The sequence below is a fragment of the Streptomyces sp. NPDC046349 genome (assembly GCF_055587885.1).
Map to the genome: position 1 here is coordinate 22301 of NZ_JBVJFK010000008.1, position 26044 is coordinate 48344.

General features: G+C 72.8%; 25 protein-coding genes and 1 pseudogene. 6 read left to right on the plus strand and 20 right to left on the minus strand.

The genetic code is table 11. From position 1 onward, the window contains the following. Positions 1–61 precede the first annotated feature (61 nt). On the plus strand, positions 62–460 hold the full coding sequence (locus tag ACZ6JS_RS19490) for an ATP-binding protein (RefSeq protein ID WP_469299454.1): 399 nt from the start codon (positions 62–64) through the stop codon (positions 458–460). Between the two features lie 250 nt (positions 461–710). After that, the gene (locus ACZ6JS_RS19495) at positions 711–905 is read left to right on the plus strand and encodes a hypothetical protein (RefSeq protein WP_400745567.1); all 195 of its coding nucleotides are present in this window, start codon (positions 711–713) and stop codon (positions 903–905) included. A gap of 161 nt (positions 906–1066) precedes the next feature. On the opposite strand, the gene ACZ6JS_RS19500 is transcribed toward ACZ6JS_RS19495, so the two are convergent. From ACZ6JS_RS19500 to argS, 3 genes are all read right to left on the minus strand, one after another. Beyond that, entirely contained in the window at positions 1067–1864 is a 798-nt protein-coding gene (locus ACZ6JS_RS19500) for a VOC family protein (protein WP_469299903.1), read from the minus strand. A gap of 121 nt (positions 1865–1985) precedes the next feature. Then, on the minus strand, positions 1986–2522 hold the full coding sequence (locus ACZ6JS_RS19505; protein WP_469299456.1) for a hypothetical protein: 537 nt from the start codon (positions 2520–2522) through the stop codon (positions 1986–1988). A gap of 176 nt (positions 2523–2698) precedes the next feature. Continuing rightward, the gene (gene argS / locus ACZ6JS_RS19510) at positions 2699–4477 is read right to left on the minus strand and encodes an arginine--tRNA ligase (RefSeq protein ID WP_469299458.1); all 1779 of its coding nucleotides are present in this window, start codon (positions 4475–4477) and stop codon (positions 2699–2701) included. 192 nt (positions 4478–4669) lie between these two features. Between argS and lysS the strand changes: the two genes are divergently transcribed. Further along, entirely contained in the window at positions 4670–6409 is a 1740-nt protein-coding gene (gene lysS / locus ACZ6JS_RS19515; RefSeq protein ID WP_469299459.1) for a lysine--tRNA ligase, read from the plus strand. An 86-nt stretch (positions 6410–6495) separates the two neighbouring features. Here lysS and ACZ6JS_RS19520 read toward each other — a convergent pair whose 3' ends face one another. The 3 genes from ACZ6JS_RS19520 to ACZ6JS_RS19530 form a co-directional block, all read right to left on the minus strand. Then, positions 6496–7806: a DUF2637 domain-containing protein gene (locus ACZ6JS_RS19520; RefSeq protein ID WP_469299461.1), complete on the minus strand. Its 1311-nt coding sequence runs from the start codon at positions 7804–7806 to the stop codon at positions 6496–6498. A 122-nt stretch (positions 7807–7928) separates the two neighbouring features. Beyond that, positions 7929–8690 (minus strand): DUF3558 family protein, encoded by a 762-nt coding sequence (locus ACZ6JS_RS19525; protein ID WP_469299462.1) that lies wholly within the window; start codon positions 8688–8690, stop codon positions 7929–7931. A gap of 113 nt (positions 8691–8803) precedes the next feature. After that, positions 8804–9685 (minus strand): DUF3558 domain-containing protein, encoded by an 882-nt coding sequence (locus ACZ6JS_RS19530; RefSeq protein WP_469299463.1) that lies wholly within the window; start codon positions 9683–9685, stop codon positions 8804–8806. A gap of 190 nt (positions 9686–9875) precedes the next feature. On the opposite strand from ACZ6JS_RS19530, the gene ACZ6JS_RS19535 reads away from it, so the two are divergent. Further along, entirely contained in the window at positions 9876–11069 is a 1194-nt protein-coding gene (locus tag ACZ6JS_RS19535) for an RtcB family protein (RefSeq protein ID WP_469299465.1), read from the plus strand. Between the two features lie 279 nt (positions 11070–11348). Here the strand turns inward: ACZ6JS_RS19535 and ACZ6JS_RS19540 are convergent, their stop codons facing one another. Both ACZ6JS_RS19540 and ACZ6JS_RS19545 read right to left on the minus strand, forming a co-directional pair. Beyond that, positions 11349–12113, minus strand: a complete 765-nt coding sequence (locus ACZ6JS_RS19540) for an SDR family NAD(P)-dependent oxidoreductase (RefSeq protein WP_469299466.1) — start codon at positions 12111–12113, stop codon at positions 11349–11351. Positions 12114–12175: 62 nt separating this feature from the next. Next, a complete protein-coding gene (locus ACZ6JS_RS19545) occupies positions 12176–12511 on the minus strand; it encodes a YnfA family protein (protein WP_469299468.1) in 336 nt (111 codons plus the stop codon). Between the two features lie 115 nt (positions 12512–12626). On the opposite strand from ACZ6JS_RS19545, the gene ACZ6JS_RS19550 reads away from it, so the two are divergent. Continuing rightward, positions 12627–13112 (plus strand): hypothetical protein, encoded by a 486-nt coding sequence (locus tag ACZ6JS_RS19550; RefSeq protein ID WP_469299470.1) that lies wholly within the window; start codon positions 12627–12629, stop codon positions 13110–13112. Positions 13113–13246: 134 nt separating this feature from the next. On the opposite strand, the gene ACZ6JS_RS19555 is transcribed toward ACZ6JS_RS19550, so the two are convergent. Both ACZ6JS_RS19555 and ACZ6JS_RS19560 read right to left on the minus strand, forming a co-directional pair. Next, positions 13247–13975 carry a Mut7-C RNAse domain-containing protein gene (locus tag ACZ6JS_RS19555; RefSeq protein ID WP_469299472.1) on the minus strand — a complete coding sequence of 243 codons (729 nt, stop codon included), beginning with the start codon at positions 13973–13975 and terminating at the stop codon, positions 13247–13249. Between the two features lie 42 nt (positions 13976–14017). Next, positions 14018–14434 carry a winged helix-turn-helix transcriptional regulator gene (locus ACZ6JS_RS19560; protein ID WP_469299474.1) on the minus strand — a complete coding sequence of 139 codons (417 nt, stop codon included), beginning with the start codon at positions 14432–14434 and terminating at the stop codon, positions 14018–14020. A 132-nt stretch (positions 14435–14566) separates the two neighbouring features. On the opposite strand from ACZ6JS_RS19560, the gene ACZ6JS_RS19565 reads away from it, so the two are divergent. Further along, positions 14567–15463 (plus strand): NADP-dependent oxidoreductase, encoded by an 897-nt coding sequence (locus ACZ6JS_RS19565; RefSeq protein ID WP_469299905.1) that lies wholly within the window; start codon positions 14567–14569, stop codon positions 15461–15463. Here the strand turns inward: ACZ6JS_RS19565 and ACZ6JS_RS19570 are convergent. The 10 genes and pseudogenes from ACZ6JS_RS19570 to ACZ6JS_RS19615 form a co-directional block, all read right to left on the minus strand. Then, positions 15447–15983, minus strand: coding sequence for a GNAT family N-acetyltransferase (locus tag ACZ6JS_RS19570; protein ID WP_469299476.1), 537 nt, complete (start codon positions 15981–15983; stop codon positions 15447–15449). The two genes, ACZ6JS_RS19565 and ACZ6JS_RS19570, sit on opposite strands and share 17 nt — an antisense overlap. Positions 15984–16139: 156 nt before the next feature. Next, positions 16140–16901: an NADase-type glycan-binding domain-containing protein gene (locus ACZ6JS_RS19575; RefSeq protein ID WP_469299477.1), complete on the minus strand. Its 762-nt coding sequence runs from the start codon at positions 16899–16901 to the stop codon at positions 16140–16142. Positions 16902–18511: 1610 nt separating this feature from the next. Then, the gene (locus ACZ6JS_RS19580) at positions 18512–19084 is read right to left on the minus strand and encodes a phage tail protein (RefSeq protein ID WP_469299479.1); all 573 of its coding nucleotides are present in this window, start codon (positions 19082–19084) and stop codon (positions 18512–18514) included. Continuing rightward, on the minus strand, positions 19081–21054 hold the full coding sequence (locus ACZ6JS_RS19585) for a putative baseplate assembly protein (RefSeq protein ID WP_469299481.1): 1974 nt from the start codon (positions 21052–21054) through the stop codon (positions 19081–19083). The genes ACZ6JS_RS19580 and ACZ6JS_RS19585 overlap by 4 nt, the downstream gene beginning before the upstream one ends. Continuing rightward, the gene (locus tag ACZ6JS_RS19590) at positions 21054–21476 is read right to left on the minus strand and encodes a GPW/gp25 family protein (protein ID WP_469299482.1); all 423 of its coding nucleotides are present in this window, start codon (positions 21474–21476) and stop codon (positions 21054–21056) included. Before ACZ6JS_RS19590 ends, ACZ6JS_RS19585 begins: the two co-directional genes overlap by 1 nt. After that, positions 21476–21793, minus strand: coding sequence for a PAAR domain-containing protein (locus ACZ6JS_RS19595; RefSeq protein ID WP_469299484.1), 318 nt, complete (start codon positions 21791–21793; stop codon positions 21476–21478). Before ACZ6JS_RS19595 ends, ACZ6JS_RS19590 begins: the two co-directional genes overlap by 1 nt. A gap of 52 nt (positions 21794–21845) precedes the next feature. After that, a complete protein-coding gene (locus tag ACZ6JS_RS19600) occupies positions 21846–23663 on the minus strand; it encodes a VgrG-related protein (protein ID WP_469299485.1) in 1818 nt (605 codons plus the stop codon). Continuing rightward, positions 23660–24385: a CIS tube protein gene (locus ACZ6JS_RS19605; RefSeq protein WP_469299486.1), complete on the minus strand. Its 726-nt coding sequence runs from the start codon at positions 24383–24385 to the stop codon at positions 23660–23662. Before ACZ6JS_RS19605 ends, ACZ6JS_RS19600 begins: the two co-directional genes overlap by 4 nt. A gap of 84 nt (positions 24386–24469) precedes the next feature. Further along, positions 24470–24895, minus strand: a complete 426-nt coding sequence (locus tag ACZ6JS_RS19610) for a phage tail protein (RefSeq protein WP_030710062.1) — start codon at positions 24893–24895, stop codon at positions 24470–24472. A 37-nt stretch (positions 24896–24932) separates the two neighbouring features. Next, positions 24933–26044 (minus strand): annotated as a pseudogene (locus tag ACZ6JS_RS19615) (hypothetical protein); the annotation flags it as partial.

Genomic DNA, 26044 nt, shown 5'->3' on the forward strand with positions numbered 1-26044 from the left:
CATCGAGGAGTACGGGTCGGCGCTCAGCCACACGCTAGTGACGCAGCGCGACGATCGTCCCGTGAATCCAACTATTCAGGCGGCGCTCGTGCGCGAGCGGCTCTACCTGCGCTCACCTCGGACCGTCGCAGCTGCGCGCCAGTTCACACGTGACACCTTGCAGGCGTGGGGCGTGGACGAACGCCTCGACGACGTGTTGCTCTGCGTGAGCGAGCTGGCGACCAACGCCCTGCGGTACGGCGTCCCGCACGGCCGCGGCTATCTCCTGCGGCTGTTCGGCTTCGAGGACGCGACCGTCCGGGCCGAGGTGCACGACAGTGGGCCCGGGCTGTCGCGGATCACCGGGCGGCCGTACGGGCGGGGTCTCACCCTCGTCCAGGCGCTCGCCGACGAGTGGGGGGTGCTGGCGCGGCGGCCGGGAAAAGTCGTCTGGTGCGAGTTCCGGATCGAATGCCGATGACGCTTTCCCTGAATACGCTTTCATTAAGTCCATAAGCGGAAATGAATTCCACATCCAAGAGATTCGTTTCTCCGTGAATGGTAACGCATGGGATTCGGAAAACGCCGACATGGCAGAGTGGCGCGGCCGAATTCCCGGTATTCGGCGAGTAGTGTTCCCTTGCTCGGATCGCGAACCGATGTGCGGGCTCGTCAAGTCGGGCCTTTCGTGCAGGGGTTCACACCATCTTCACCCCGGAAAGAAGGCAGCCATGGCCATCCCCCTCCCCAATGATGTGACGACGTTCCAGGACAACTGGCGTTTCTGCAACCACTGCTACTGCCTGTGGTGGAACGGCCGCCCCGACAACGGAGCCTGCCCCTCGGGCAACTCTCCGGACGGGCAGCACCACGGTCAGGGGAGCTGGAACTTCTACCTGCCGGCCAATCCCAGTGAGGCCATCTGACCGGACCGCGTGAGGCCGCGGAGTTCCGCGCGCTGTGATTGAGCGAATACCCCCCGACTGCCGAAATCAGTCGGGGGGTATTCGCGTCCGGATCCCTTGCGCCTGCTTGCCGCGCAGGCGGTGGCATCAGGCGCAAGGAGCGGGGAGGGCGCCCCGTTCGGTCAGGCGGGCTGCTCCGGGGCGGTTGCCTTGATCACCGAGAAGGTGCCGCCCTGAGGGTCGGAGAGGACGGCCATGCGTCCCGCCACCATGTCGAAGGCAGGGGCGGTCACGCTGCCTCCGGCGCGCACCGCGGCGGCCTGGATCTCGTCGACGTCGTCGACGTGGAAGTACGGCATCCAGTGCGGCGGCACGCCGGGCGGCAGCTTGGCGAGGTCCATCATCCCGCCGACGGCGCGGTCGCCGACCTTGAACTCGGTGTACTCCCCGGCGTCGGGCATCTCGGACCTGGCCGTGGTGACGGGGAGGATGGCGGTGTAGAAGGCGGCCGCGGCGGGGACGTCGCCGGTGCTCAACTCGTTCCAGATCAGGGCGCCGTGCTCGTTGACGATGCCCGCGCCGTCGAAGGTGCCGGCCTGCCACAGGCCGACGACCGCTCCGGTCGGGTCGGTGATCACGGCCATCCGGCCGAGGTCCATGACGTCCATCGCGCCCATCATGACCGAGCCGCCCGCGTCGGTGACGGACTTGAGGGTGGCGTCGATGGAGTCGGTGGCCAGGTACGTGGTCCACGCGGTCGGCGGCATCGGGTCGGGCACGGTCCCGTCCGGGTTGCTCGCCTTCATGATGCCTGCGACGGGCTTGCCCTTGAGGAGGCAGACCGAGTAGCCGCCCTGCTCGGCCGGACCGACCTCGCCCTGCCAGCCGAACAGGCCGCAGTAGAAGTCCAGGGCCGCCTGCTGGTCGGGAACCGTCAGGTCGATCCAGCACGGGGTGCCGGGCTTGTAGGGGCCGTTCATGTCGGGCACGGATGCCTCCGCTGGTGGATGGGGGGAAGGACGGGCCGTCCCCTACCCGGCCCGTGCGGCCCGAATCGGGCCGCACGGGTGAATCCGGGCGGGCACCAGGGGGTACAGACAGCTACGGGCAGAGGTGGCCGGGGCGCGGGTGGCACTCGCCGGGGTCCGGGTCGACCGGGCCGCCCGGCCGGAAGTTGGACCACCAGATCGGGGTTCCGCCGTAGTAGACGGCGATGTTGCCGCCGTTCTGGATCGCCAGGTGCGCGCCCCAGTGGCGGTCTGTGGCACTGTTCCACAGCGGGCGCATGGCGGCGTCGTACGAGACGAGGTTGCCGTCGGCCTGCATGTAGAAGGTGTTGCCGTAGCCGTAGCTGCCGACGGCCGTCCAGATGGCCCGGCCCTGGTGGTAGAGCACGACGTGGCCGTCCGTCTGCTGCACGAGCATGGTCTGCCGGTCGGGCGAGTACCAGGCCTCGCCCCGGTTCAGCCCGGCAGTTCCCGTGATGATCGTTTCGGTGTCGCTGTTCACAGCGGCCGCCGCGGCGGCAGGGGCGGCATGCGATGCGGCCTGCGCCGCCGTGGCGGCCGGCCCGGTGGCGGCCAGGGCGAGGACCGCGGCAGCGGCCACCAGGTTCGGGCGGATGCGTAATCGGTTCATGCGGACTCCCTGCGGTGTGATCCGGACGGACGCCCGCAGACTCGCAGCGGAACCCCGGCCGCAGCAGGAGGAAACCGGCCGTTTCCTGACACGTCCGGCGCCTGCCTCCGTGCCGTGACGGAACGCGGAAGGCCCCGCCTCCAGGAGGAGACGGGGCCGCCGGCGCACGCGGTGCGTCAGAGCTTCTCGGGGGTGCGGATGCCCAGGAGGGACATGCCCTTCGAGAGGGTGCGGGCCGTCAGCTCGCACAGGAACAGGCGGTTCTCGCCCACGACGAGCTCCGGCTCCGGCTTCACGACCGGGCACTGGTCGTAGAACGTCGTGAACAGCGACGACAGCTGGTAGAGGTACGCCGCCACCTTGTGCGGGGCGTGCTCCGCGGCCGCCTCGGCGATCAGCTCGCCGAAGTGGTCCAGGTGCAGGCCCAGCGCGCGCTCCGCCGGGGCCAGCTCCAGCTCCGGGTGGGCGACCGGCTTGCGGTCACCGGCCCGGCGCAGGATCGACTTGATCCGGGCGTACGCGTACTGGAGGTACACGGACGTGTCGCCGTTCAGCGAGACCATCTGGTCCAGGTCGAACTTGTAGTCCCGGGCGGCGGACGTCGACAGGTCGGCGTACTTCACCGCGCCGATGCCGACGTACTGGCCGTTCTCGACGATCTCCGACTCCGTCAGGCCCACCTTCTCGGCCTTCTCCCGGACCACGGCGGTCGCCCGCTCCACGGCCTCGTCCAGCAGGTCCACCAGCCGGACCGTCTCGCCCTCACGGGTCTTGAACGGCTTGCCGTCCTTGCCGAGGACGGTGCCGAAGGCCAGCTGCACGGCCTTGACGTCGTCGTTCAGCCAGCCCGCCCGGCGTGCCGTCTCGAAGACCATCTTGAAGTGCAGCGACTGCCGCGCGTCGACCACGTAGATCAGCTCGGTCGCGCCCAGGTTGGTGACGCGGTCGCGGATCGCCGACAGGTCGGTGGCCGCGTAGCCGAAGCCGCCGTCCGACTTCTGCACGATCAGCGGGGTCGGGTTGCCGTCCGGGCCCTTGACGTCCTCGAAGAACACGCACAGCGCGCCGTTGGAGCGGACGGCGACGCCCGACTCCTCCAGCAGCTTGCACGTCTCGACCAGCATGTCGTTGTAACCGGACTCGCCGACGACGTCCGCGTCCTGGATGTCCATGTCCAGCTTGTTGAAGACGGAGTAGAAGTAGATCTTCGACTCGTCCACGAACCGCTGCCACAGGGCCAGCGTCTCCGGCTCGCCCGCCTGCAGGTCCACCACTCGCGCCCGGGCCCGCGTCTTGAACTCCTCGTCGGAGTCGAAGAGGGCGCGCGAGGCCTTGTAGAGGCGGTTGAGGTTCGACATGGCCTCCTCGCCGGAAGCCTGCTCGTCGCCGTCCCCGGACTTGTGGTCCAGCTCGTGCGGGTGCTCCAGCAGGTACTGGATGAGCATGCCGAACTGGGTGCCCCAGTCGCCGATGTGGTGGCGCCGGACCACCTTCTCGCCCGTGAACTCCAGGATCTCCACCATCGCCGCGCCGATCACCGCGGACCGCAGGTGCCCGACGTGCATCTCCTTGGCGACGTTCGGCTGTGCGTAGTCGATCACCGTCGTGCCGGCGGAGGGGTTCAGCGGGACGCCGAGCCGGTCGTCCGCGGCGCGTGCCGCCAGCGTCGAGATGATCGCCTCGTCGGAGACGGTGATGTTGAGGAAGCCCGGGCCCGAGACCTCGATCTCCTTGATCAGATCCCCGGCCGGGATGCCCTCGACGACGGTCGTGGCCAGCTCGCGCGGGTTGGCCTTCGCCTTCTTCGCGAGCGCCAGGATGCCGTTGGCCTGGAAGTCGGCCCGGTCGCTTCGTCGCAGCAGCGGGTCGGCGCCACCGGCCTCCGGCAGGGCGGAGGCGAGGGCGTCGGCGACGCGCTGGTTGACGGACGAAGCGAGCGAAGGGACCGAGGCCATGAGCTGCCGTTCCTGTGAGGTTTCGTACTGGGGGTCGTACAGGGGTCGGACTTGGGTCTTCCGACAAGTGCCGAGTATCCCACGGGGGCGCCATCCGTTTCGCGGGATATCACCGGGTGGAAGCAACCCCGGAGTGACCCGTTCCGTCTGGGAGAATGGCCGAAGCCATCATTCGAGATAGAAGGACGTGTCGTGGCTCAGAGCGCGCAGAGCAGCACCGAGACCGACTGGGTCTCCCGTTTCGCGGACGAGGTCATCGCCGAGGCGGAGCGCCGAGCCCCGGGCAAAGCGGTGGTCGTCGCGTCCGGACTCTCCCCCTCCGGCCCGGTCCACCTGGGCAACCTCCGCGAGGTCATGACCCCGCACCTGGTCGCCGACGAGATCCGCCGCCGCGGTCGCGAGGTCCGCCACCTCATCTCCTGGGACGACTACGACCGCTTCCGCAAGGTCCCCAAGGGCATCCCCGGCGTCACCGAGGAGTCGCACGCCCAGCACATCGGGCGCCCGCTGACCGCCGTCCCCGCCCCCGAGGGCTCCGCGTACCCGAACTGGGCCGAGCACTTCAAGGCCGCCATGGCCGAGTCGCTGGCCGAGCTCGGCGTCGAGTACGACCCGATCAGCCAGACCGAGCAGTACACCACCGGCGCCTACCGCGAGCAGATCCTGCATGCGATGAAGCACCGCGGTGACATCGACGCCGTCCTCGCCCAGTACCGCACCAAGGTCAAGCCGGGCGGCAAGAAGCCCCAGCAGAAGCAGGTCGACGAGGCCGAGCTGGAGGCCGCCGAGGGCTCCGGCGCGGCCGCCGAGGACGACGGCAGCGCCGGCGAGGGCGGGTACTTCCCGTACAAGCCGTACTGCGGCCGGTGCGGCAAGGACTTCACCAAGGTCACCTCGTACGACGACGAGACGACCGAGATGACCTACGTCTGCACCGAGGACGAGTTCACCGAGACGGTCAAGCTCAGCGAGTTCAACCGCGGCAAGCTCGTCTGGAAGGTCGACTGGCCGATGCGCTGGGCCTACGAGGGCGTGGTCTTCGAGCCCTCCGGCGTGGACCACTCCTCGCCCGGCTCCTCCTTCCAGGTCGGCGGCCAGATCGTCCACATCTTCGGCGGCGAGCAGCCGATCGGCCCGATGTACGCCTTCGTCGGCATCAGCGGCATGGCCAAGATGTCCTCCAGCAAGGGCGGGGTCTTCACCCCGGGCGACGCCCTGAAGATCATGGAGCCGCAGCTCCTGCGCTGGCTCTACGCCCGCCGCAGGCCCAACCAGTCCTTCAAGATCGCCTTCGACCAGGAGATCCAGCGCCTGTACGACGAGTGGGACAAGCTGGAGGCCAAGGTCGCGGACGGCACCGTGCTGCCCGCCGACGCCGCCGCGCACGCCCGCGCCGTACGCGTCGCCTCCCACGAGCTGCCGCGCACCCCGCGCCCCATGCCCTACCGCACCCTCGCCTCGGTCGTCGACATCACCGCCGGCCACGACGAGCAGACCCTGCGCATCCTCTCCGACCTGGAGCCGGACAAGCCGCTCACCTCCCTCGACGAGGTACGGCCGCGCCTGGACCGCGCCGAGAACTGGATCACCACCCAGGTCCCGGCCGACCAGCGGACCCTCGTGCGCGAGGACGCCGACACCGAGCTCCTGTCGTCGCTGGACGACGAGGGCCGCGAGTCCCTGCGCCTGCTCCTGGAAGGCCTCGACTCGCACTGGTCGCTCGACGGACTGACCACGCTCGTCTACGGCGTCCCGAAGGTCATGGCCGGACTGGAGCCCGACGCCAAGCCGACCCCCGAGCTCAAGGTCGCGCAGCGCACCTTCTTCGCCCTGCTGTACCGGCTCCTCGTGACGCGGGAGACCGGGCCGCGACTGCCCACGCTGCTGCTCGCGGTGGGTGCGGACCGCGTACGCAAGCTGCTCGCCGTCTGACACCCCCGCCGCCGCAGGCGGACATGCGGAAGGGCCCGCACCCCTCGGGGTGCGGGCCCTTCCGCGTACGGGTACCTGCCGGCCCGCTACGCCGGCTCGGCCTCCCGGTCCTTGTGGTGCTGCTGCCGGAACGACGAGATCATCCGCCGCAGGAGAGAGCCACTGCGCGGGTGCGTCACGCCATAGCGGTCCGCCAGCATTATGTCGAGGGCCTCGGCGGTCGGATAGTCCTGCGTCTCCTCGGCCAGCGCACAGAACACCTTGTACGCGATCTGCGCGAACTCGACCTCGTCCGGAGAATCCACCTCCGGCACCTGCTCCGGGAACGGCCCGTCCGGAGCCGCCTCATGACGCGGCTCCGGAGTCGGGAGCTGCGGCTCCTCCGGGCCCATCGGGGGCAGCACCGGGGTCGGCTCCAAGCCCTCGACGTACTGCGGGTTGTAACCGCCCTCGTACGCGGCCTGCGGCGCCTTCGGCGCGGCGAACCAGGCGCTGTTGTGGGCCGCGGGCATCGCCGTCGGGTCCACCGCGAACGCCGGCGGGGCGTGGGCGGCCGCCGCGGGCGCCACCTGCTGGGCCTGGACCGGGTGAGGCTGCTGGGTCTGCTGGGCCGGCCCGTCCCGTTCCGGGGCGCCCGCCGCCCCGGCCGCCGCCTCCAGGGCCGGAGCCGCACCCGCGGCCTGCTGCTCCAGCGGAGGCAGGACCGCCGGATCGATCCCGGTCGCCGCGAGCGCGTCCGGCGTCGTCTGCGAGAGCGGGACTCCGATCCGGGCCAGCTTCAGCGGCATCAGCGCCTCCACCGGCGCCTTCTGCCGCCAGAAACGCCCGTACCGCGCCTGCAGGCGCGCCTGGTAGATCAGCCGGTCCTGCTCCATGCCGATCGCCTGCTCGTACGAGCGCAGCTCCCAGAGCTTCATACGGCGCCACAGCTTGAACGTCGGCACCGGCGAGAGCAGCCACCGCGTGATGCGCACGCCCTCCATGTGCCGGTCCGCGGTGATGTCGGCGATCCGGCCCACCGCGTGCCGGGCGGCCTCCACCGTCACCACGAACAGGATGGGGATCACTGCGTGCATGCCGACACCGAGCGGATCCGGCCACGAGGCCGCGCCGTTGAACGCGATTGTCGCCGCCGTCAGCAGCCACGCCGTCTGGCGCAGCAGGGGGAAGGGGATCCGCATCCAGGTCAGCAGCAGGTCCAGCGCCAGGAGCACGCAGATACCGGCGTCGATGCCTATCGGGAACACCAGGGAGAAGCTGCCGAAGCCCTTCTTCTCCGCGAGCTCGCGCACCGCGGCGTACGAGCCCGCGAAGCCGATGCCCGCGATGACGACGGCTCCGGCGACGACGACACCGATGAGTATTCGGTGCGTACGAGTCAGCTGCATCGCGGCCACCCGCGATCCCCTCCCCTTGTCGAGCACAAACCGAGCGCTTACCGCGCCTTTACGGAGCTGCGGCAGGCACAGCGTACGGGTGACTGGAAGTCAGCGCTCCGGGAGGCCCCGGCCCGCCGCTCCTACTGGGGCTGGGGAGACTGCGGCTGCTGCTCCGCCGGCTTGTTGGCGCCGGCGACCGCGCCCACGGCCTCCTTTGCCGCGGTGATCGCGTCCTGGAGCAGCTTCGCCTGGTCCGGGGCGCCGGCACCCTCGTAGGCCGCACCGTTGTAGTCGAGCGTGACGACCACGTTCTGGGTGCGCGCCACGATCGTCGTGTTGAAGAAGTCGACGTCCTTCTTCACCGAGTAGACGATCGACGTGCCCTGGTCGCCCAGGCCCTCCACGGCCTCGGCCTTCACGTTCTGCGCGCCCTCGGTGGCCTTCGCCGACTCGATCTGCTTGCCGTACTGCTCCTCGGCGCGCTTGTTGGCGCCGCCGAGCGAGGCGTGCGACTCGGTGCGGAAGTAGGAGAGCGACAGCCAGCGGTACTGCGAGCCCTTCAGGCCGTCCTCGTCCAGGCCGTTCCAGGAACAGCTGGCCCGGGTGGCCAGGTCGTTCGACTTGGTCGCCGTGCCGTTCTTGTCCTTCGCCTCCGGGACGAGCGTGTCTATCGTCCCCGCCTGGATCGCCTTGCAGGGATCCGGGAGCGTGGCGAAGGCGGCCTTCTCCAGCTCCGGCTTGGACTTCTCACCGGGCTTCGAAGAGGCGGACGAACCGGACTTCTTGTCGCCCTTCGCGGCCGTTTCCTTGCCCGAGTCGGACGAACACCCGGCCACGGTGAGGATCACCGGGACGGCTGCGCAGGCGAGAACGCGGGTGAGGCGCGAGGCTGATCGGTGCATGGTTCCTTCAGTGCTCTGGGGGTCTTCTTCGGACGCGGGACCCGGTCAACGGTAGCCCGATCGGGTGCCGCACTGCTGTGCGCGCCGTCACGTCGGGGCGTGTCGCGCACCGCTCACTCGTTGAGGCGTTCGGCGAGGGCCTGCGCCAACTGCCGTGCCTTGTCCTGGGTTTCACCGCTCGGCGGGATGATGCCGGGCAGGGTCGGCTGCACGCTGTACTCGACCCTGACGATGACATTCGAGGTACGGAACACAATCCGGACGGTGCGCGACTGCGCGGCCGTGGCCCCGGCGGCGCTCAGCTTGTCGTCCAGGAACGCCTCGGTGCCGAGCCCCTCGAGGACGCGGGAGCCGAGCTCGGGCTGGGGGGACGGGCTGGTGCCGGGGGCGGGCGTTCCCGCGGCCGGTGCCCCGGCCGACGGCGCGCCGCTCACAGGGGGTGAGGCGGGCGGGGGCGTGGAGGCGGCCGGATTGGCCGGGTTGGCCGGATTTGCGGCGCCCGGACTGGGGGTGGTGGCGGGGCCGGGGAAGGGCAGGTGCGCGTCGGTGAGCAGGCGTACGTAGACCTGCTTCGCCTTGTCGTCGTCGCTGGCGGCGCCCCTGTCGTAGGAGACCACGCGCTCGAAGCCGACCGACAGCAGCCGGGTCTCCTCGGGGGTCTGCGCGGTCCAGCGGCAGCCGACGTGCCGGTCGCCGTCGTACGAGGCGTCGGCGACGCCCGCGTACAGCTGTTCGCGCTGTTCGGGGGTGAGGCTGTCCGGCGCGGGGAGCATGGCCTTGAGCTTCTTGCTGTCGGCCGCCGCCCTGCAGGGTGCGGGCAGGCTGCGGTACTTCCCCGGCTGGGCGGGCGCGGCGGAGCTGCCGCCGGCCTTCGAGTCGCTGGTGCTTCCCCCGCCGCTCCCGCCGGTGCACCCGGTCAGGCCGGCCGCACCGGCCGCGAGCGCGGTGAAAATCGCGATGCCGGGCAGGACTCGCCGTACCGCTTTGCGCTGCACGTCCACTGGCTCCCTTCGACCGGCGGGCCCCCGACGGTCAGGAAAATGCGTTGCCGCGACTTGGGCACGGCTGGACACAATGTCTATCGCACACGCTGGTGCCGGCGCCGGTCTCCTGTCGTATTTGGGATCAAGAGCGAGGCTTTTGCGCGTTCTCATCTTTCTGTTGGTTTCGGGGGATTGATTCCTTATGTCGTATGTAGAGGTACCGGGGGCGCAGGTCCCGATCCGGATGTGGACCGACCCGGCGTCGGTCGAGCCCGGCGCGATGCAGCAGCTCCGCAACGTCGCCACCCTTCCGTGGATCAAGGGTCTCGCCGTCATGCCGGACGTCCACTACGGCAAGGGGGCCACGGTCGGCTCGGTGATCGCCATGAAGGACGCGGTCTGCCCGGCGGCGGTCGGTGTGGACATCGGCTGCGGCATGTCGGCGGTGAAGACCTCCCTGACGGCGAACGACCTCCCGGGCGACCTCTCCAAGCTCCGCTCGAAGATCGAGCAGGCGATCCCCGTGGGGATGGGCCTCCACAAGGAGGCGGTGGACCCGTCACGGCTGTACGGCTTCTCGGCGGAGGGATACGAGGACCTGTGGAAGCGGTTCGACGGCATCGCTGATGCGGTGAAGTTCCGTCGGGACAGGGCGCTGAGGCAGACCGGAACACTCGGATCCGGAAATCATTTCATTGAGCTTTCAACTGACGTGTCCGGGGCGGTCTGGCTGATGCTGCACTCCGGGTCGCGGAACATCGGCAATGAGCTCGCGGACTTCCACATCAATGTGGCCCGCGGTCTGGCGCACAACCAGAACCTTGTCGACCGGGACCTGGCGGTCTTCCTCGCGGCGACCCCTGAGATGGAGGCGTACCGCAACGACCTCTTCTGGGCGCAGGAGTACGCGAAGTTCAACCGTGCCGCCATGATGGCCTTGTTCAAGGAGGTTGTCCGGACGGAGTTCCGTAAGGCCAAGGTCTCCTTCGGCCGTGAGATCAGCTGCCACCACAACTACGTGGCGGAGGAGCGGTACGACGGCATGGACCTGCTGGTCACCCGCAAGGGCGCGATCCGCGCCGGCAGCGGTGACTACGGGATCATCCCGGGCTCCATGGGCACGGGCTCGTACATCGTGAAGGGCCTCGGCAACGAGAAGTCCTTCAACTCGGCGTCGCACGGCGCGGGCCGGAAGATGAGCCGGACCGCGGCGAAGAAGAAGTTCTCGACGCGTGACCTGGCGGAGCAGACCAAGGGTGTCGAGTGCCGTAAGGATTCGGGAGTGGTGGACGAGATCCCGGGCGCGTACAAGTCGATCGAGCAGGTCATCGACCAGCAGAGCGACCTCGTCCAGGTGGTGGCCAAGCTGAAGGCGCTCGTCTGCGTCAAGGGCTGAGCTGCGGCTGGGCGGACAGAGCGAAGGCCCGGAACCCGCAACGGGTTCCGGGCCTTTTCCACGTCCGATGGCAGCGTCAGGAGCCGTCGGTGAAGAGGACCGCCTCCTCGTGGCGTCCTGTTCTTGCTGCCAGGGACGGCTTCGTACGGCGCCCTCGGGTGACGCGCCCCCGTCCACTCCGCGTCCGGTGGCGGGCCTGGGGAGGGTCCTGGACGCGGTGACGGCCGCCGGGCGGACTCCGGCGGCCCTGATGCGGCACCTGAGGAGTGCGGGACGCTCCTACAGCTCGCGGTGGACCTTCGTGTTCGAGGCCTGGGCGCGGGGGCGGACCACCAGGAGGTCGATGTTGACGTGGCTGGGGCGGGTCACCGCCCAGGTGATGGTGTCGGCCACGTCGTCGGCGGTCAGGGGCTCGGCGACGCCCGCGTAGACCTTGTCGGCCTTCTCCGCGTCGCCGCGGAAGCGGGTCTTCGCGAACTCCTCCGTCCGGACCATGCCGGGCGCGATCTCGATGACGCGCACGGGCTGGCCGACGATCTCCAGGCGGAGGGTTTCGGCCAGGACGCGGGCGCCGTTCTTGGCGGCGACGTAGCCGGCGCCGCCCTCGTAGGTGGCGTGGCCGGCGGTGGAGGAGAGGACCACGACCGTGCCGTCGCCGGAGGCGGTGAGGGCGGGGAGCAGCGCCTGGGTGACGTTGAGCGTGCCGATGACGTTGACCTCGTACATGGTGCGCCAGTCGGCGGCGTCGCCGGTGGCGACGGGCTCGGCGCCGATGGCGCCGCCCGCGTTGTTGACGAGGACGTCGCAGCGGTCGAGGGAGGCGGCGAGGGCGTCGACGGCGGCGCGGTCGGTGACGTCGAGGGCGTGGGCGGTCGCGGAGTGCCCGGCCCCGGTGAGCTCGGCGGCGAGGGCCTCGATGCGGTCCTTGCGGCGTGCGGTGAGGACGACGTGGTAGCCGGCCGCGGCGAGCTGCCGGGCGGTGGCCGCGCCGATGCCGCTGCTCGCGCCGGTGACTACGGCGGTTCGGTTGGCGGCCGTGCTCATGTGCGGGCTCCTCGGTCGTTCGTACGGGCGATCACCCGCCAGCATAGGCGTGGCGGGGCGGCTCAGCGGCCGCGCGGGGCGTACATGATCACGGCCATTCCGGCGAGGCAGACGAGGGCGCCGACGACGTCCCAGCGGTCGGGGCGGTAGCCGTCGGCGACGGCGCCCCAGGCGAGGGAGCCGGCGACGAAGACACCTCCGTAGGCGGCGAGGACCCGGGCGAAGTCGCCCTGGGGCTGGAGGGTGGCGACGAAGCCGTAGAGGCCGAGGGCGATCACGCCTGCGCCGATCCAGGCCCATCCCCTGTGTTCGCGCACGCCCTGCCAGACGAGCCAGGCGCCGCCGATCTCCAGGAGTGCGGCGAGGGAGAAGAGGGCGGCGGAGCGGACGATCAGCATGGCTCAAAGGTACGCAGGGCAGATGGGGGAGGGCGCGCCCTCATTCGTGTGATGGTCCGACTTTCCGGGGACGCCGCGGGCTAGCCTCCGCGCGAGACGCGAGGAGGTGGTGGCGGTGCGCCGTGTCGCCGTACGGAGTGTGGTGGTGGCGGGGTTGCTGGCGCTCGGGGCGGGTGTGCCCGGGCCGGCGCAGGCGTGGGGTTCGGGCTGGGCCGGGCCGGAGGCCGACGTGTCCTATCACGGCCGGGTGGCCCTGGCCGGGTCGCAGCTGCGGGTCTGGCTGGTTCCGGAGAACGACGGGCCGGCCGCGCTGCCGAACGCGACGCTCCGGGTGCGGTTGTCGGCGGACCTGGCGGACCGGCAGCAGCTGGCCGGGGGATGCGCGCGGGCCGGGCTGCGGGAGGTGGTGTGCGAGACGGGGCCGTTGCCGCTGCACGGGCGGGGCCGGCACGTGGGGCTGGCGCTGGAGTTGCGGGAGCGGGTGCCCGAGGTCGTGGTGCGGGTGGACACGTGGTGGAACGGCGGTGCGACGGACCGGAACCGCGCGAACAACGAGCCCGTGGTGCTGGCCCTGGACACGGGTGACGCCTACGCCTTCTAGGGGCCGATCCGCCGGCCGATCAGCCGACCGATCAGCCGGCTGACCCGCCCGGATCCGGCCGGGGCCCGGCCCGGCTGCGGCTCCGGCTCGGAGGAGGGCGCAGGTCTCGGCTCCGGCCCGGGGCGCGGCGTTCGTCAGGCGGTGCCGAACTCGACGAGCGCCTCGTCGACGATCCGCTCCAGGCGGGCGTGGTGGGCGCCGCGCCAGTAGACGCGCTCGCATGCGGCGCACTGCGCGAAGACGTCGTAGGAGCGGTGCGTGCCGTGTTCCAGGCGGTCGCCGACGCTCTCCTTGTCGGCTTCGTGGAGCGGCCCGTTGCATGCGGTGCAGCGGGTCCACGGGGCCAGGGCTGGCGCGAAGCGACCGAGGACGTCGCGCAGTTGCTCGTCGGGGTTGTCGCTGTAGACGTACGCGCCGGCGAAGATCTCGCGGCGGCGGAGCAGGCCGCGGTCGCGGGAGAGCAGCACGCGCCGTTCGGCGGCGGAGCGGGTGGCGAGGGCGGGGTCGCCGATGTCCTCGTTCTCGTAGGCGGCGTCGACGCCGAGCAGGCGCAGGCGGCGGGCGAGCGTGCCGAGGTGGACGTCGAGGAGGAAGCGGAGCGGGGCGCCTGGGACCTGCTGGGGGCGATCGACCCCGAACACCTCGACGCTCTGGCCGTCTTGGGGCACGTAGGAGACGGGGACCTCGTGGCCGTCGACGAGAAGGCGACCGACCTCGGTGAGCGGGACCCCGGCGGATTCGACGACGTGGCCGAGGCTGGAGGCGCCGTCGGTCGCCGTCGGTACGCGGTCCGCACGCCGGCTGGGCGGGGCGAAGAGGCGCAGTTCGGGGGCGAGGGTGAGCTGAATGCCGGGTCCGTTCACCCTGTCAGCATGCCATTGCGGGGCAGGTGGTCGCGCCTGATTTCAGGAGGCCGCGGCGGCCCGGTCGTAGGTGTCGCGGTGGGCGTTGACCTCGTCGAAGTGGTTCTCGGCCCAGACCTTCACGGAGGAGAGCAGGCAGCCGAGGCTGCTGCCGAGGTCCGTGAGCCGGTAGTCGACGCGGACGGGGACCGTGGGGGTGACGTGGCGGGTGACGAGGCCGTCGCGTTCGAGGGAGCGCAGGGTCTGGGTGAGCATCTTCTGGCTGACGCCGGGGATCTTGCGGCCGAGGTCGCTGTAGCGCATGGATCGGTCGTCGGCCTCGCCGAGGGCGCTGACGACGAGGCCGACCCACTTGTCGCTGATGCGGGCCAGGAGCTGGCTGGTGGGGCACTCCTTGAGGAAGGCGTCGTAGGCGGATCGGGCTTCTTCGCGGCGGGCCGCGGCGGTGCTGGTGGCCATGGGCACCCACTTCCAGGTCCGGTACGCACCTTCGAGTGCGTACTTACGAAAGGAGAGTACCTCTCCGTAGGTTAGTGGTCATCGGAACGAGCGAAGACGACGGAAACGGGGAGAACGATGAGCGAGCGGACGATGCTGGCGGCTGTGGTGAACGGGTTCGGCGGCCCGGAGCGGGTCGAACTGGCCGAGGTGCCGGTGCCCCGACCGGAGGCCGGCCAGGTCAGGATCCGGGTCGCGGCCGCCGGGCTCAACCCGGTGGACGCAGGGGTCCGCGCCGGGATCTTCGGCGGCCCCGGACAGCGGCTCGGCCTCGGCTGGGACGTCGCCGGGGAGATCGACGAGACCGGCCCGGAGGTGACCGGCTGGAGCCGCGGCGACCGGGTGGTGGGCCTGCACTACGGCGCGGTGAAGCCGCTGGGCACGCACGCCGAGTACGTGGTGCTCGACGCCGCCGCAGTGGCCGCCGCGCCGGCCGCGGTGGACGACCTGGCCGCTGCGGCGCTGCCGCTGGCCGGCCTGACCGCCGCCCGCGCCGTGGAGCAGCTGGGGCTCGCCCCCGGCTCCTCGGTGCTGGTCACCGGCGCCGCTGGGATGGTCGGCGGCCTGGCGGTGCAACTCGCCGCGCGGGCCGGACTGGTGGTGACCGCCCTGGCGGGTCCGGGGGACGAGGAGCTCGTACGGTCGCTGGGCGCGGCCGCCTTCGTCCCGCGCGGCGGCGCTCCGGCCGGGCCGGTGGACGGGGTCCTGGACGCGGCGGTCCTGGGTGGGGCCGCGCTGGCCCCGGTCCGCGACGGCGGGGTCTACGTGGGCCTGATCCCGAACCACGCCCCGGCGGCGGAGCGCGGCATCCGGGTGGAGGAGCAGGAGGTCGCCGCGGACGGGGAGCTGCTGGCCCGCCTGGTGTCCCTCGTCGAGGAGGGCGCGCTCACCCTGCGGGTCGGGGACGTCTTCCCGCTCGCCGAGGCGGCGAAGGCCCACGAGCGGCTCGCGACCCCGGGCGTGCGCGGCCGGATCATCCTGACGGCGTGACCTCGGGCCGCGGCCCCACCCGGTAGCGCCAGTCGAGGCTCGGGTGGGGCACTCCGGGCGGATACTCGAAATCGACCTCGCCGAGACATTCGAAGCCGACGCGCCGGCAGACGGCGTTGGAGGCGGGGTGGTCCGTTCCGGGAAAGGCGTGCACGCTGTCGCGGGTGCCGTGGGCCCGTACGTGGGCCAGGAGTTCCGTCAGGGCCGCCACGGCCAGCCCGCGGCCCTGGAACTCGGGCAGGACGCCCCAGCCCGCCTCGTAGACCGGCTCGCCCCGCCAGTGCCGTTCCCAGAAGCCGACGGACCCGACGCTGTCGCCGGAGGCCTCCAGGACCACGCGGAACATGCGGCCGGCGGCCGGCCCCCGTGCGCTCAGGGCCTCGTAGCGCCGCTGGCGGTCTCGGAGCCTCTCGTCGGACTCGGGGCCGCCGAGGTGCTGCGTCATGGCCGGTTCGTTCGTGCGTTCCAGCAGCGGGAAGTCCCGGTCGGACCACGGCTCCAGTCGTATCTGCCTCTTCATCCGCCCACCCTACGGACAGCCGGTCCGGGCCGTGCGCTCGTCGCCGACCGTGCGGAACGCCCGCGCCCGGCCCGTGTCGGCGGCCAGGGCGGGACGTCGTGACGGCGCCTCGGGCCGGGGCCGTTCGCGTGCTGTGACCTCGGTGAACCCTTACGGTCACAGCATGTGACTGCGCTGGAAGAACTCCACCTCCGCGAGGGCGAGGGGGCCCTGCGGGCCCGAGCCGGCGGGTTCCTCCAGGGTCAGCCGGATCGTCGTGGCGTCGCTGATGCCCAGGGGGAACGTCTGGGGTCCGGGCTTGTCACTGAGGACGAGCTTCTTGTGGACCGTGGTGCCGTCCCGGGCCGTGACCTCCATGTCGATGCGCAGTGCCCGTCCCTGCTTCGCGTACTCCTCGGGTGCCGGCGAGGCGCCGTTGGTGATGATCACTGCGACCAGGCGGAACGGCTTGCCGAAGGTGTACGTCGCCGAGGCGCCGGGGCCGGGTGCGCCCCAGTAGCGGTTGCTGAGCCCGTCCGTGCCCTGGCCCACCGGGTGACCGGGGAGCTCGGCGCTCGCCCGGACGCGGGTGGGGGTCACCGCCTTGGCCTTGCCGAGCTTGTCCCGGGTGTCCTCCACCAGGTGCCGTCCGGCGGGCAGCAGCAGGAAACCGGCCGCGCACAGGGCCAGTACGACGGCCAGGACCACCAGGAAGCGGACCATCCGGCCCGAGCCGGCGCGGGTGCGTCGGCGCAGCGGCCAGACCGTGCGCCACCACGGGAGGGGGGTGGTGGCGGTGGGCGGTGTCAGCGGTGTCCCGCAGCGGCGGCAGAAACGGCGGTCGGGCGGGTTGGGCGTGCCGCAGGCCGGGCACGGCACGCCGGCGACGTCGTCGTTCGCCCCGAGGGGACGTACGACGGGCCGCGGCGCGACAGGCACGGCCGGCAGGACAGGGGCGGGGGACGCTGCCGCCGGAGGTTCGGGGGGCCGCGGCGCGGGCGGAGCCGGGGGCGCCGGAGCCACCGGCGCCGGCCCGGCCGAGGGGGCCTCTGCCGCCCGACCGGTCTCCGCCGGGCCCCCTGCGGGCCCCGGGCCCCCTGCAGCCGCGTCCGGCTCCGCCCCGGGGGGCGCGGGCCGACCGGGCCGCATGCCCGGCCGTGGCCACCGCCGGTCCGCGGCGGCGCCGGACTCCGTCCCGGCGGCTGCGGAGGCGGAGGGCCTCCGGCGAAGCCGGGACAACCACCGCTCGGCGGGGCCGGACCAGGGCGCGGCGGACTCCGCCCCGTCGTCCGTCGCACCCCCCCGGGCTGCGTCCTGGCGCGGGGCGCGCCCCTGTGCGGCGGCCTCGTGGCCTGCGCCCTGCCGCGTGTCCTGCCGGGCGGGCCCCGCGCCCAGCGGCGTGCCGGCGGCCCCGCCGCCCGGGGGCGTGCCGGCGGCCCCGCCGCCCGGGGGCGTGCCGGCGGCCCCGCCGCCCGGGGGCGTGCCGGCGGCCCCGCCGCCCGGGGGCGTGCCCGGTTCGGGAGTTCCGCCGTGAAGGGTCCCCTGGTGGGCGGGTCCGTCGTGGTGGTCGGCCCCCTGGGGTGTGGTGGCTCGGGGCGCGCTGGCTTGGGCGGTGTCTTCTCGGGCAGTCCCGGGCTGGGGTGCGCCGCTCGGGGGTGCTGTGTTCGGTGCGGTGTCCTGTCCGTGAGTTCCGCCCTGCGGGGTGGCCTGTTGGGCGGGTGCGCCGTGGGGGATGGCCGCTTGGGGTGTGGTGGCTCGGGGCGCGGTGCGTTGAAGTGTGTCCTGCCGGGGAATGGCGCCGCGGGGTGCGTCGCCCTGGGCGGTGCCGTCCGCAGCGGGGTCGTGGGCTGTGGCCCGTCGGGGGGTGCCGTCGGGGGGCGTGGCCCCATGCCGCGGCGCGCCCTCGGCCGCGCCCTGCCGGGACATGCCACCTCGGTCCGTCCCGCCATGGGGCGTCGCGTCCTGGGCCGTGCCCTGATCGGCGGTGCCGTTTTGGGGCGTTGTGTTCCCGGGGGCGGTCCCCCGGGCAGTGCTTTCCGCGGGCGCTGCGGCCTGGGCGGCCGTCCCGTGCCGGGGCGTGCCCCGCCGGAGCGCCGGAGGGTTGTCCTGGGCCGTGGCGGGCTGGGGGGTGTGCCGGCCGGCGGTGTCGTTCCCTTCGCGGCGTGCCTCGGCCCGGATGGCGTCCTGGGTCGTGTCCCGGGCCGCGCCCTGCCGTGGTGCGGCGGCCTCAGGGGTGGTCCCCCGGGCAGCGCTGTCCCTCGAGGTGCCGGTTTGGCCGCCCATGGCTCCCTGGGCCGGGCCGCTGCGGGGGGTGGCCTCCTGGGCCGTGCCCTGCCCGGTGCGGTCGGCCTCGGAGGTGTCGGGCCGGGCCGGGTCCGTCCGGGGCGGGGTCCGGCGGGGCGTGCCGCCCTCGGGGACGGCCTCCGGGTCGGGGTCAGGGGCCGGTGAGCGGGTGGGGGAGGACCAGTTGAGGTAGGCGCCGCAGTTGGCGCAGAAGTCGTCCGTCGGGGCGTTGGAGGCCCCGCATGCGGGACACGTGCGCATTGCCGTCAGCTCCCTTCGGGCGAGGGGGGACCGGGCAGGATCTCCACCCGGCAGACCGTGTGCACGGGACACAGGGTGCGGACGAGGGCGCGGACCCGCTCGGCGTCCACCCCGTGCGCGGTGTCCGTGCCGCGCGGCCACACCCGTACGAGGACCTCGCCGGCCGCCACGGGGATCGGCTCGGTACCGGCCGTGCGGGACCAGACGGCCCCGCCGTCCCCGCTGACGTCGGCGGACACGCCGAGGACCAGGCGCAGTGCCTCGACGAGGCCGCGCCGGGTACCGCGCCACCGGTGCAGCTCCACCGCGCGGGCCACCGCCTCGCGCCGCAGGGCGGTCGGCCAGTCGGGGTCGTCCGCCCCGCCGACCCAGGAGGCCAGCCAGGACAGGAAGTCGGCCGGTGCCAGTCGGGGGTCGAAGTACGAGGGCAGGTTGTCGAGGGTCGTGAAGACCGGGGCCAGGACCGTGTCCAGGCCCGCCGTGAACCGCTGGGCGAAGTCGTCGTCGGCGTACAGCGCGGGCAGCTGCCCGCCGATCGGGTGCCGGCTCGGCAGGCCGGGTACGGCGGCGCGGCTCATCCGTGTACCTCGGGCTCCGCCACGACGACCTGGTGCTGGTAGGAGAAGACGAGCGTGCCTGCGCCGATGTCGATGCGGTCGACCGGGGCACCGCGCCGCCCCGTGATCGGGTCGGCGGCGAACAACCGGATCTCCTCCACCAGGACGTCCCCGACGGCACGTTGCAGTACGCCGAACACCTCGCCGTACTGCACGGGCCGGCCGAACGGCCAGCCGGTGCCGTCGGGTCCGCCGCGCAGCGGGTCGAGGTGCCGGAACAGTGCGGCGAGCGCCGCGTCGCGCACCCGGTCGGCTTCGGCGGAGGGCGCCGACAGCCGGGCGACGACGGTGACGCCCTGGTAGACGGGGGGTTCCACGACCAGGCCGGTGCCGATCAGGCGCCGTTCGTCGAGGGTCGTGGTGATCGCGGCGAGGACCTGGTCGGACGGGATCAGCTGTTCGAACCGGAGCCGGTCGCCCTCGTCGGCGACCGCGTCGGGCACCACGAGGACGCGTACGGAGCCCGCGCCGCGCCCGCCGTCCGTGGCGGGCAGGCAGCGCACCCGGCGCACCGAGGGCGCCGCCCGGCGGGCGATGATCTCGTAGTCCTCGGCGGTGACCGCGCGTTCCTGCATGCGCAGTGCCTCAGGGGCGCGCAGCTTGGCGTTGTCGACGGTCTCACCGGCGACGCCGCCGCGCGCCGCCTCCCGGTTGGCGACCCGGGCTATGTACGGGACGGAGCTGCGCAGTACGGAGATCGCGCCGCGCGAGACGTTGCCCGCCGGGCCGCCGCCCGTGCGGTAGCGGGCCACGCGGATCCGGGAGCCCTTGGGCGGTACGGCGCCGCAGGCGCGCAGGCTGCCGTCGGCCTCGCGCAGCACCGGCGGGAAGGAGAACTCGCCGGTGGTGGCGTCCAGACGGACGTGCCGGTCGTCGGGCCCGGAGCGGCCGAAGTGCTCGACGACGTCCCAGCGCTGCCAGCCCTCCGGGGAGGACACCTCCACCACCGGGGGTTCCCCGTCGAGGAGGACGGGCGGGCGGCCGAGGCGGAAGCTCTGCCCGGCCACGCCCTCCGACGCGCCGAGCGGTACGTCGCTCACGCGCTCGGCGTGTTCCACGGTCATGGTGCCGCCGACGGTGAAGACGGCCGCCTCGCGCACGGTCGGGGACTCGGAGTAGAACGGCTGGCCGGGCTCGGGTTCGGTGACCCGGCAGCGCAGCCAGCCCGCGCGGGTTCCGCTGATCACCGACGCGGTGTGGCCGGCCGGGACGTAGACGATGATCTCGCCGGGCCGGTTGAGGCCGCCGGTGCTGTCGGAGTCCGTGGCGCAGCGCCGCCACCGGCTGCCGTCCCAGGCCTCCCACACCAGTGGGGGCTGGCGCGGGTCGACCCCGACGCCTTCGACGCGGCTGTCGAGGCGTACCGCGACGACGCAGCGCGGTACCGCCGTGGGCAGGCCGAAGAGCAGGGCGTCGCCGGGTTCGGGCGTCGCCTGGAAGCACCGTATGTCGCGGCCCTCGGCGAGCGCGCCGGTCCGGTCGGCCGGTTCGCCGGTGCGGGGTGCGGTGACCAGCTTCGTCAGCTCGCTGGGCAGGATGCGCAGGTCGTCGGTGGTGGCGAAGACCACGGCCTCCTCGGTGTCGCCGGCCGCGGTGGTCGCCTCGGTGGTCACCTCGGTGCCCGCGGGCAGGGTGACGGTGTCGGACTGGGGGGCCGACAGCCAGAAGTCGACGTCGGCGGCGGCCGCCGAGGGCGGGTACAGCTGGATGCCCAGCAGGTCGAGGAACGCCAGGTAGTTCTTGTCGGGGACCCGGTTGAGCCGGTACAGCAGCTGGTCCACGAGGTAGGCGAACGTCTCGATGAGGGTGACGCCCGGGTCGGAGACGTTGTGGTCGGTCCACTCCGGGGCGCGCTGCTGCACGTACCGCTTCGCCTCGTCGACGAGTTGCTGGAACCGTCGGTCGTCCAGGTTGGGGGAGGGCAGGGCCATCAGTCCGCGACCATTTCCTCGGCCCCCTCCTCGGAGGGGATCGTGTAGAAGGGGAAGACCAGGTTGCGCCGGTCGTTGGTGGTGCGCACCGTGTAGTGCACGTCGATGTAGAGGGTGCCCGCCTCGACGGCGTCGAAGGCGACGACGACGTCGTCGACGCCGATCCGGGGCTCCCAGCGTTCCAGGGCCTCGCGCACCTGCTGGGCGACGCGTCCGGCGGTGTCGCCGTCGCCGGGGGCGAAGACGTACTCGTGTATGCCGCAGCCGAATTCGGGCCGCATGGGCCGTTCGCCGGGCGCGGTGCCCAGGACGAGGCGGATGGCCTCTTCCAGCTCGCGTTCGCGCTCGACCATGGCGATCCCGCCGGTCGGGCCGACCCGCAGGGGGAACGCCCAGCCGCGTCCGATGAAGCGTTCGCTCATCACACGCCTCCGATCAGGACGTCGAGGGCGCCGGTGAGGACCATCGCGCCGCACGAGGTCTGGTCGCGGGCGCGTGCGGCGGGCAGTCCGCCGATGAGGACGGTCCCCGAGGCGAGGGCGGCCGGGTTCGGCATGATCACGTTGGCCGGTCCGAGGGCGGCGTGCGGCGGGACCACGCAGACGTGCAGGCTGCCCACGACGGCGGCGGGCCGGCCGCCGATCAGCACCGTGGCCACCGCCGCGGCGGCGCCGGGCGGTGGCGTGGCGAGCCGGCCACCGTGGTTGGTGGGGTCGCCGGTACGGGCTGCGGCTGGCATCGGATGCTCCTCGGGGACGGCGGTCGTGGCGTAGGGGGGGGCTTGGCGGGCGTCAGTTGATGCGGATCAGGCGGGCCTTGAGGACGGCGAGCAGGCCGCCGTTGACCGTGACGTCCGCGGTTCCGGACACCTTCACCGACCGGCCGCCGATGCTGACCCCGGCGGTGCCGTCGATGTCCACCTGGCGGCCGGACACCTTCACGGTGCCCTGCCGGGCGTCGAGCGTGATGCCGTTCCTGTCCATGAGGACGGAGGTCAGCGGGCGGCCCCGGCCCGCGTACACGGTGAGTTCGATCCGGTCCCGGCGGTCGTCCATGCGTACTTCGAGCCGCTCGTCCCCGGTGACCAGCCGCAACCCGGAGGGGCCCGGTGCCGCCGCGTCCAGCAGTTCCACGCGGTGGCCCGAACGCGACACGACGGAGCGGCGGTTGACCTTGCCGCTCGTCCTGTCGATCAGCGGCACGTCGTGCGGCGAGGGCTGGTCGACGCCGTTGTAGAGGCCGCCGATGACGTACGGGCTGTCGAGCAGGCCCTGCTCGAAGCCTACGAGCACCTCGTCGTTGACCTCGGGACTGACCACGCCGCCGCCGCCCTTGCCGCCCCACTGGACGGTGCGGACCCAGTCGGTGGTGTACGTGTCGTCCAGCCACGGGAACTTCAGCCGGACCGCGCCGCGCTGGGAGCCGTTCGGCTCGCGCACGTCCGTCACCACGCCGATCGCCAGACCGGGGATGCGCGGTCCGCGCCCCGGCGCGTTGGCGCCGGTCACCAGGCCGGTCAGGGAGCGGTCGGGGCTTGCGCTGACCCACACGGTCGTGCGGAAGCCGCCGTGCGGCTCCAGGACGTGCTGGACGGCGGTGGCCGTGTACCGGCCGGAGAACGCCTGCCCGACGTTGCCGAGCGCGACGGGCTTGCCGGCCCGCAGCAGCGGGTTGCCCTCGGCCACCGCCTCCAGTTCGCCGAAGCCGGAGCTGATCTGGGCCGCCGTCGCCTTCGCGACCGCCGTCGTCTCGGCCTGCGTGCGGTAGGGGGTGTCGGTGACGGACACGGACGCCGCCCCGAAACGGGCGGTGGTCTGCGGGCCGAGGCCCGGCACCACCGTGTCGCTGACCACGGACGGCTGCTCGGCGACGAGCGGCCGCTTCGTGGTCACGTCCCAGCCGCGCACCTGCACCTTCGAGGCGCCGTCGGCGGCCGACAGGGCGGCCCGCAGGGCGAGGAGGTTGCGCCCGTACTCCAGGACCATCGGGTCGCGTACCGCCGACGTCGACGGGGCGGGCGCCCCGGATGCCTTCACGGGCCGGGTGAACTGCAGCAGCCCCTTGTCGTCGACGCGTACCTGTGCGCCGCTCTCGCCGGCGAGGTACTGCAGGAAGTCCCAGTCGGAGACGTTCGCCTGGGACAGCTGCTTGTACGTGACCGGGGCGGCCTCCACCTTGCCGACGGCCAGACCCGCTCCGGCGGCCACCTTGCGGACGATGGCGGCGGCCGTCATGTTCCGGTAGGCGACGACCTTGCGGCCGCGCTGGAGGCGGTGCGCCTTGGAGTAGGCGCGTACGACGGTGAACGAGCCGGTACGGTCCCGGTCGATCTCCAGGGCCGTGACCTCGCCGTTGAACAGCCGCTCCCGGGCCTGCCCCTTCACCGTCGCCACCGATACCCGCAGCGGGGTGCCGATGGTGATGCCGGTGGCGCGCAGGAACTCGTGGTCGGGGTCGCGGTAGGTGAGCAGCGCGGTGTCGGGCAGGCCCACGTTCTCGTCGACGACACAGGAGACCAGTTGCGCCGCCCAGATCTGCGGCAGTTCACCGGGGGCTTCCACGATGGGGTCGGCCGCGAACGACCGGCCTCCGGGCTCGGACCCGCTCACCGCTGTTCCTCCTCGCCGTGCTGGTCCCGCGTGCCCGGCACCACGATCTCGGTGCCGGGGACGAGTGCCATCGGGTCGTCCATGCCGTTGGCCTCCGCGATGACCCGCCAGGCCGTCGCGTCGCCGTATTCGCGCCAGGCCAGCATGGCCAGGCTGTCGCCGGCCACCACGGTGTGCGTGCTGCGGGCGGTGCGGGAGCCGGAGGTCGGGTTCTGGCCGGGCGGGTCGACGCTCGCCTCCTCGATGGACAGCGAGCAGGTGGCCCGCAGCGGCTTGCCGTCCACGTCGAAGAGCGTGTACGACACGGACAGGTTCGACAGGACCCCGTCGAACGACGTCGTCCGCGCACTGCCCCATTCGAAGCGCACCCAGGGGCTCGCGGGTTTCTTGCGGCCCAGGCTGGCCGGCGTCGGCACGCACGCCTTCATCAGCTTCTCCACCGCCTGCTCCACCGAGTTGTCGTGGGTGGCGGTGGCGTCCAGGAACACGTCCAGGCTCAGGGTGCGGGGGCCGCTGCCGACGAACTCGGGCAGCGCCGACTGGCCTGCCATCCTGGACGGGGAGCGCCGCCACTCGGTGGTCTTCCCCAACTGCAGGGTCGAGGGGTTGAACTGCAGGTCGAGCCGGGCGATCGTCCCGCCGGGCTTGGCTCCGACGGAGGCCGGGGGCTCCTTGAGAGTGAGCTGGGCCCGGGCGCGGCTGGCGCGTGCCGAAGAGGCCATGCCGTGGACTTCCTTCCGGGGCGGTGGGACGGGGACGGATGGGGACGGGGACGGATGGGGACTAGGACGGATGGGGACGGGCGGTCAGGAGGGCAGCAGCCCCTGGTGGGCGATCTCCAACGTCTCGACCGCCGCGGCGGAGTTGGCGGGGTCGAAGGACGGGCCCTGCCAGCGCACCGGGACGATCCCGAACACCTGCCAGCTGATGATCCGGCTCAGGTCGGGGCGCAGCGCCACGATCTCGCCGTCCTTGGGCTCGACCCGGCGCAGCGTCTCGTCCAGCCAGCGGCCGATCTTCGCCGTGTCCGCGGTGACGGGCCGGGTGAGGGTGATGTTCGACCAGGTCACACGGCCGGGCAGCTGCCACGTGAAGCCGTTGTTGCCGCCCTCGGCGTAGCTCTCCATCTCGACCTCGGCGCCCATGCCCGAGCAGGTGTGGAAGGCGCCCAGGTCGTTGCCGCCGATCGCCAGCCGGAAGAACACGCTGGTCGCGAAGATGTTGTCCGTCATCGGTCCGTCGTCGTCCGTTTCTCGTTCGTACGTGTTCTCAGCGGCGCCCGTCGAAGGGCCTGCCCGCGCGTTCCCGGCCGCGCCGCAACTCGGTGCGCAGGAGGCGCGCGACCGGGTCGAGCAGGCGCCGCGCCAGGTCGTCCAGGTCGAGGTCGCCACCGCCCTGGGGCGCGGCGTCTCGGCCGCCCTCGGTCCGGCGAGCCGCGGTGACGGGGTGGGCCGGGCCGGGACCGGTCCGACCGGCCCGACCCGTGTCGCGCTGTACGGGCGGCGGCGGGCCGCTCGGCGGCGGTACGGGGCCGGGCGGGACCGGGACGGCGGCGGGAGCCGACGCCCTGGGGCGCACGACCGGTACGGACCCGGAGGCCGGGGCGGCGGGGGCCGGCTGGACCACGAGCGGTGGCGTGTACGGGCCGGTCACCGGCAGAGGGGCAGCCGCCGCGGCGGGGGCCGCGGCCGACGCGGGCGCCGGGCGCACGGCGCGTGCGGGGCGCGTGGCGGGGGCGCGGGTGGCGGGCGCCGAGGCTCGTCGGATCGGCTGCGGTGCGGCGGCGGACGGGGCGGACCAGCGCGCCGGGACCACGGGCCGACCGGCCGGGCGGGGTGCGGCGGCGGGCGCGCCGTCCGTACCCGCCCCATTGCGGGTACCGAGGGCCAGGGGCCGTGCGGCCAGCAGCTGGAGGGAGGGGGGAGCGTCCGGCGCGGCGGCCGTCCCGCCGCTGACGGCGCGGGCGGCGACGAGCGGGACCGGGCCCGAGCGTCGGGGGCCGGCGGTGGCGGTGGCCCGCTGGACCGGTGGGGCGGCGGTACGGCGGTGTGCGTCGCCCGCGCCGCCCAGCAAGGGTGTCTGCACGGCCGGGGCCTGCAGCCGCGCGTGTGGTCTGGCCGTGGGCACGGCGGCGCTCGGCGGCAACGAGGACATGGGCTCCCCCAGCCCCGAACGCACGCGCGGCGCGGCCCGCTGCGCGGGTTCCGTCAGGCGCTGCCCGGCGGGGGTGGTTGCCGGGCCGCTCGCGGCGGGTTCTGCCCGGCGCTGCACGGTGGGCATGGCCGGGGTTGCCGGTGCGGTTGCCGGTGCCGGGTCGGTGGCGGTGGGCTGGGTCTGCCGTTGCACGGCCGGTGTGGCGCTGGCTGTGGCCGGCAGGTCGG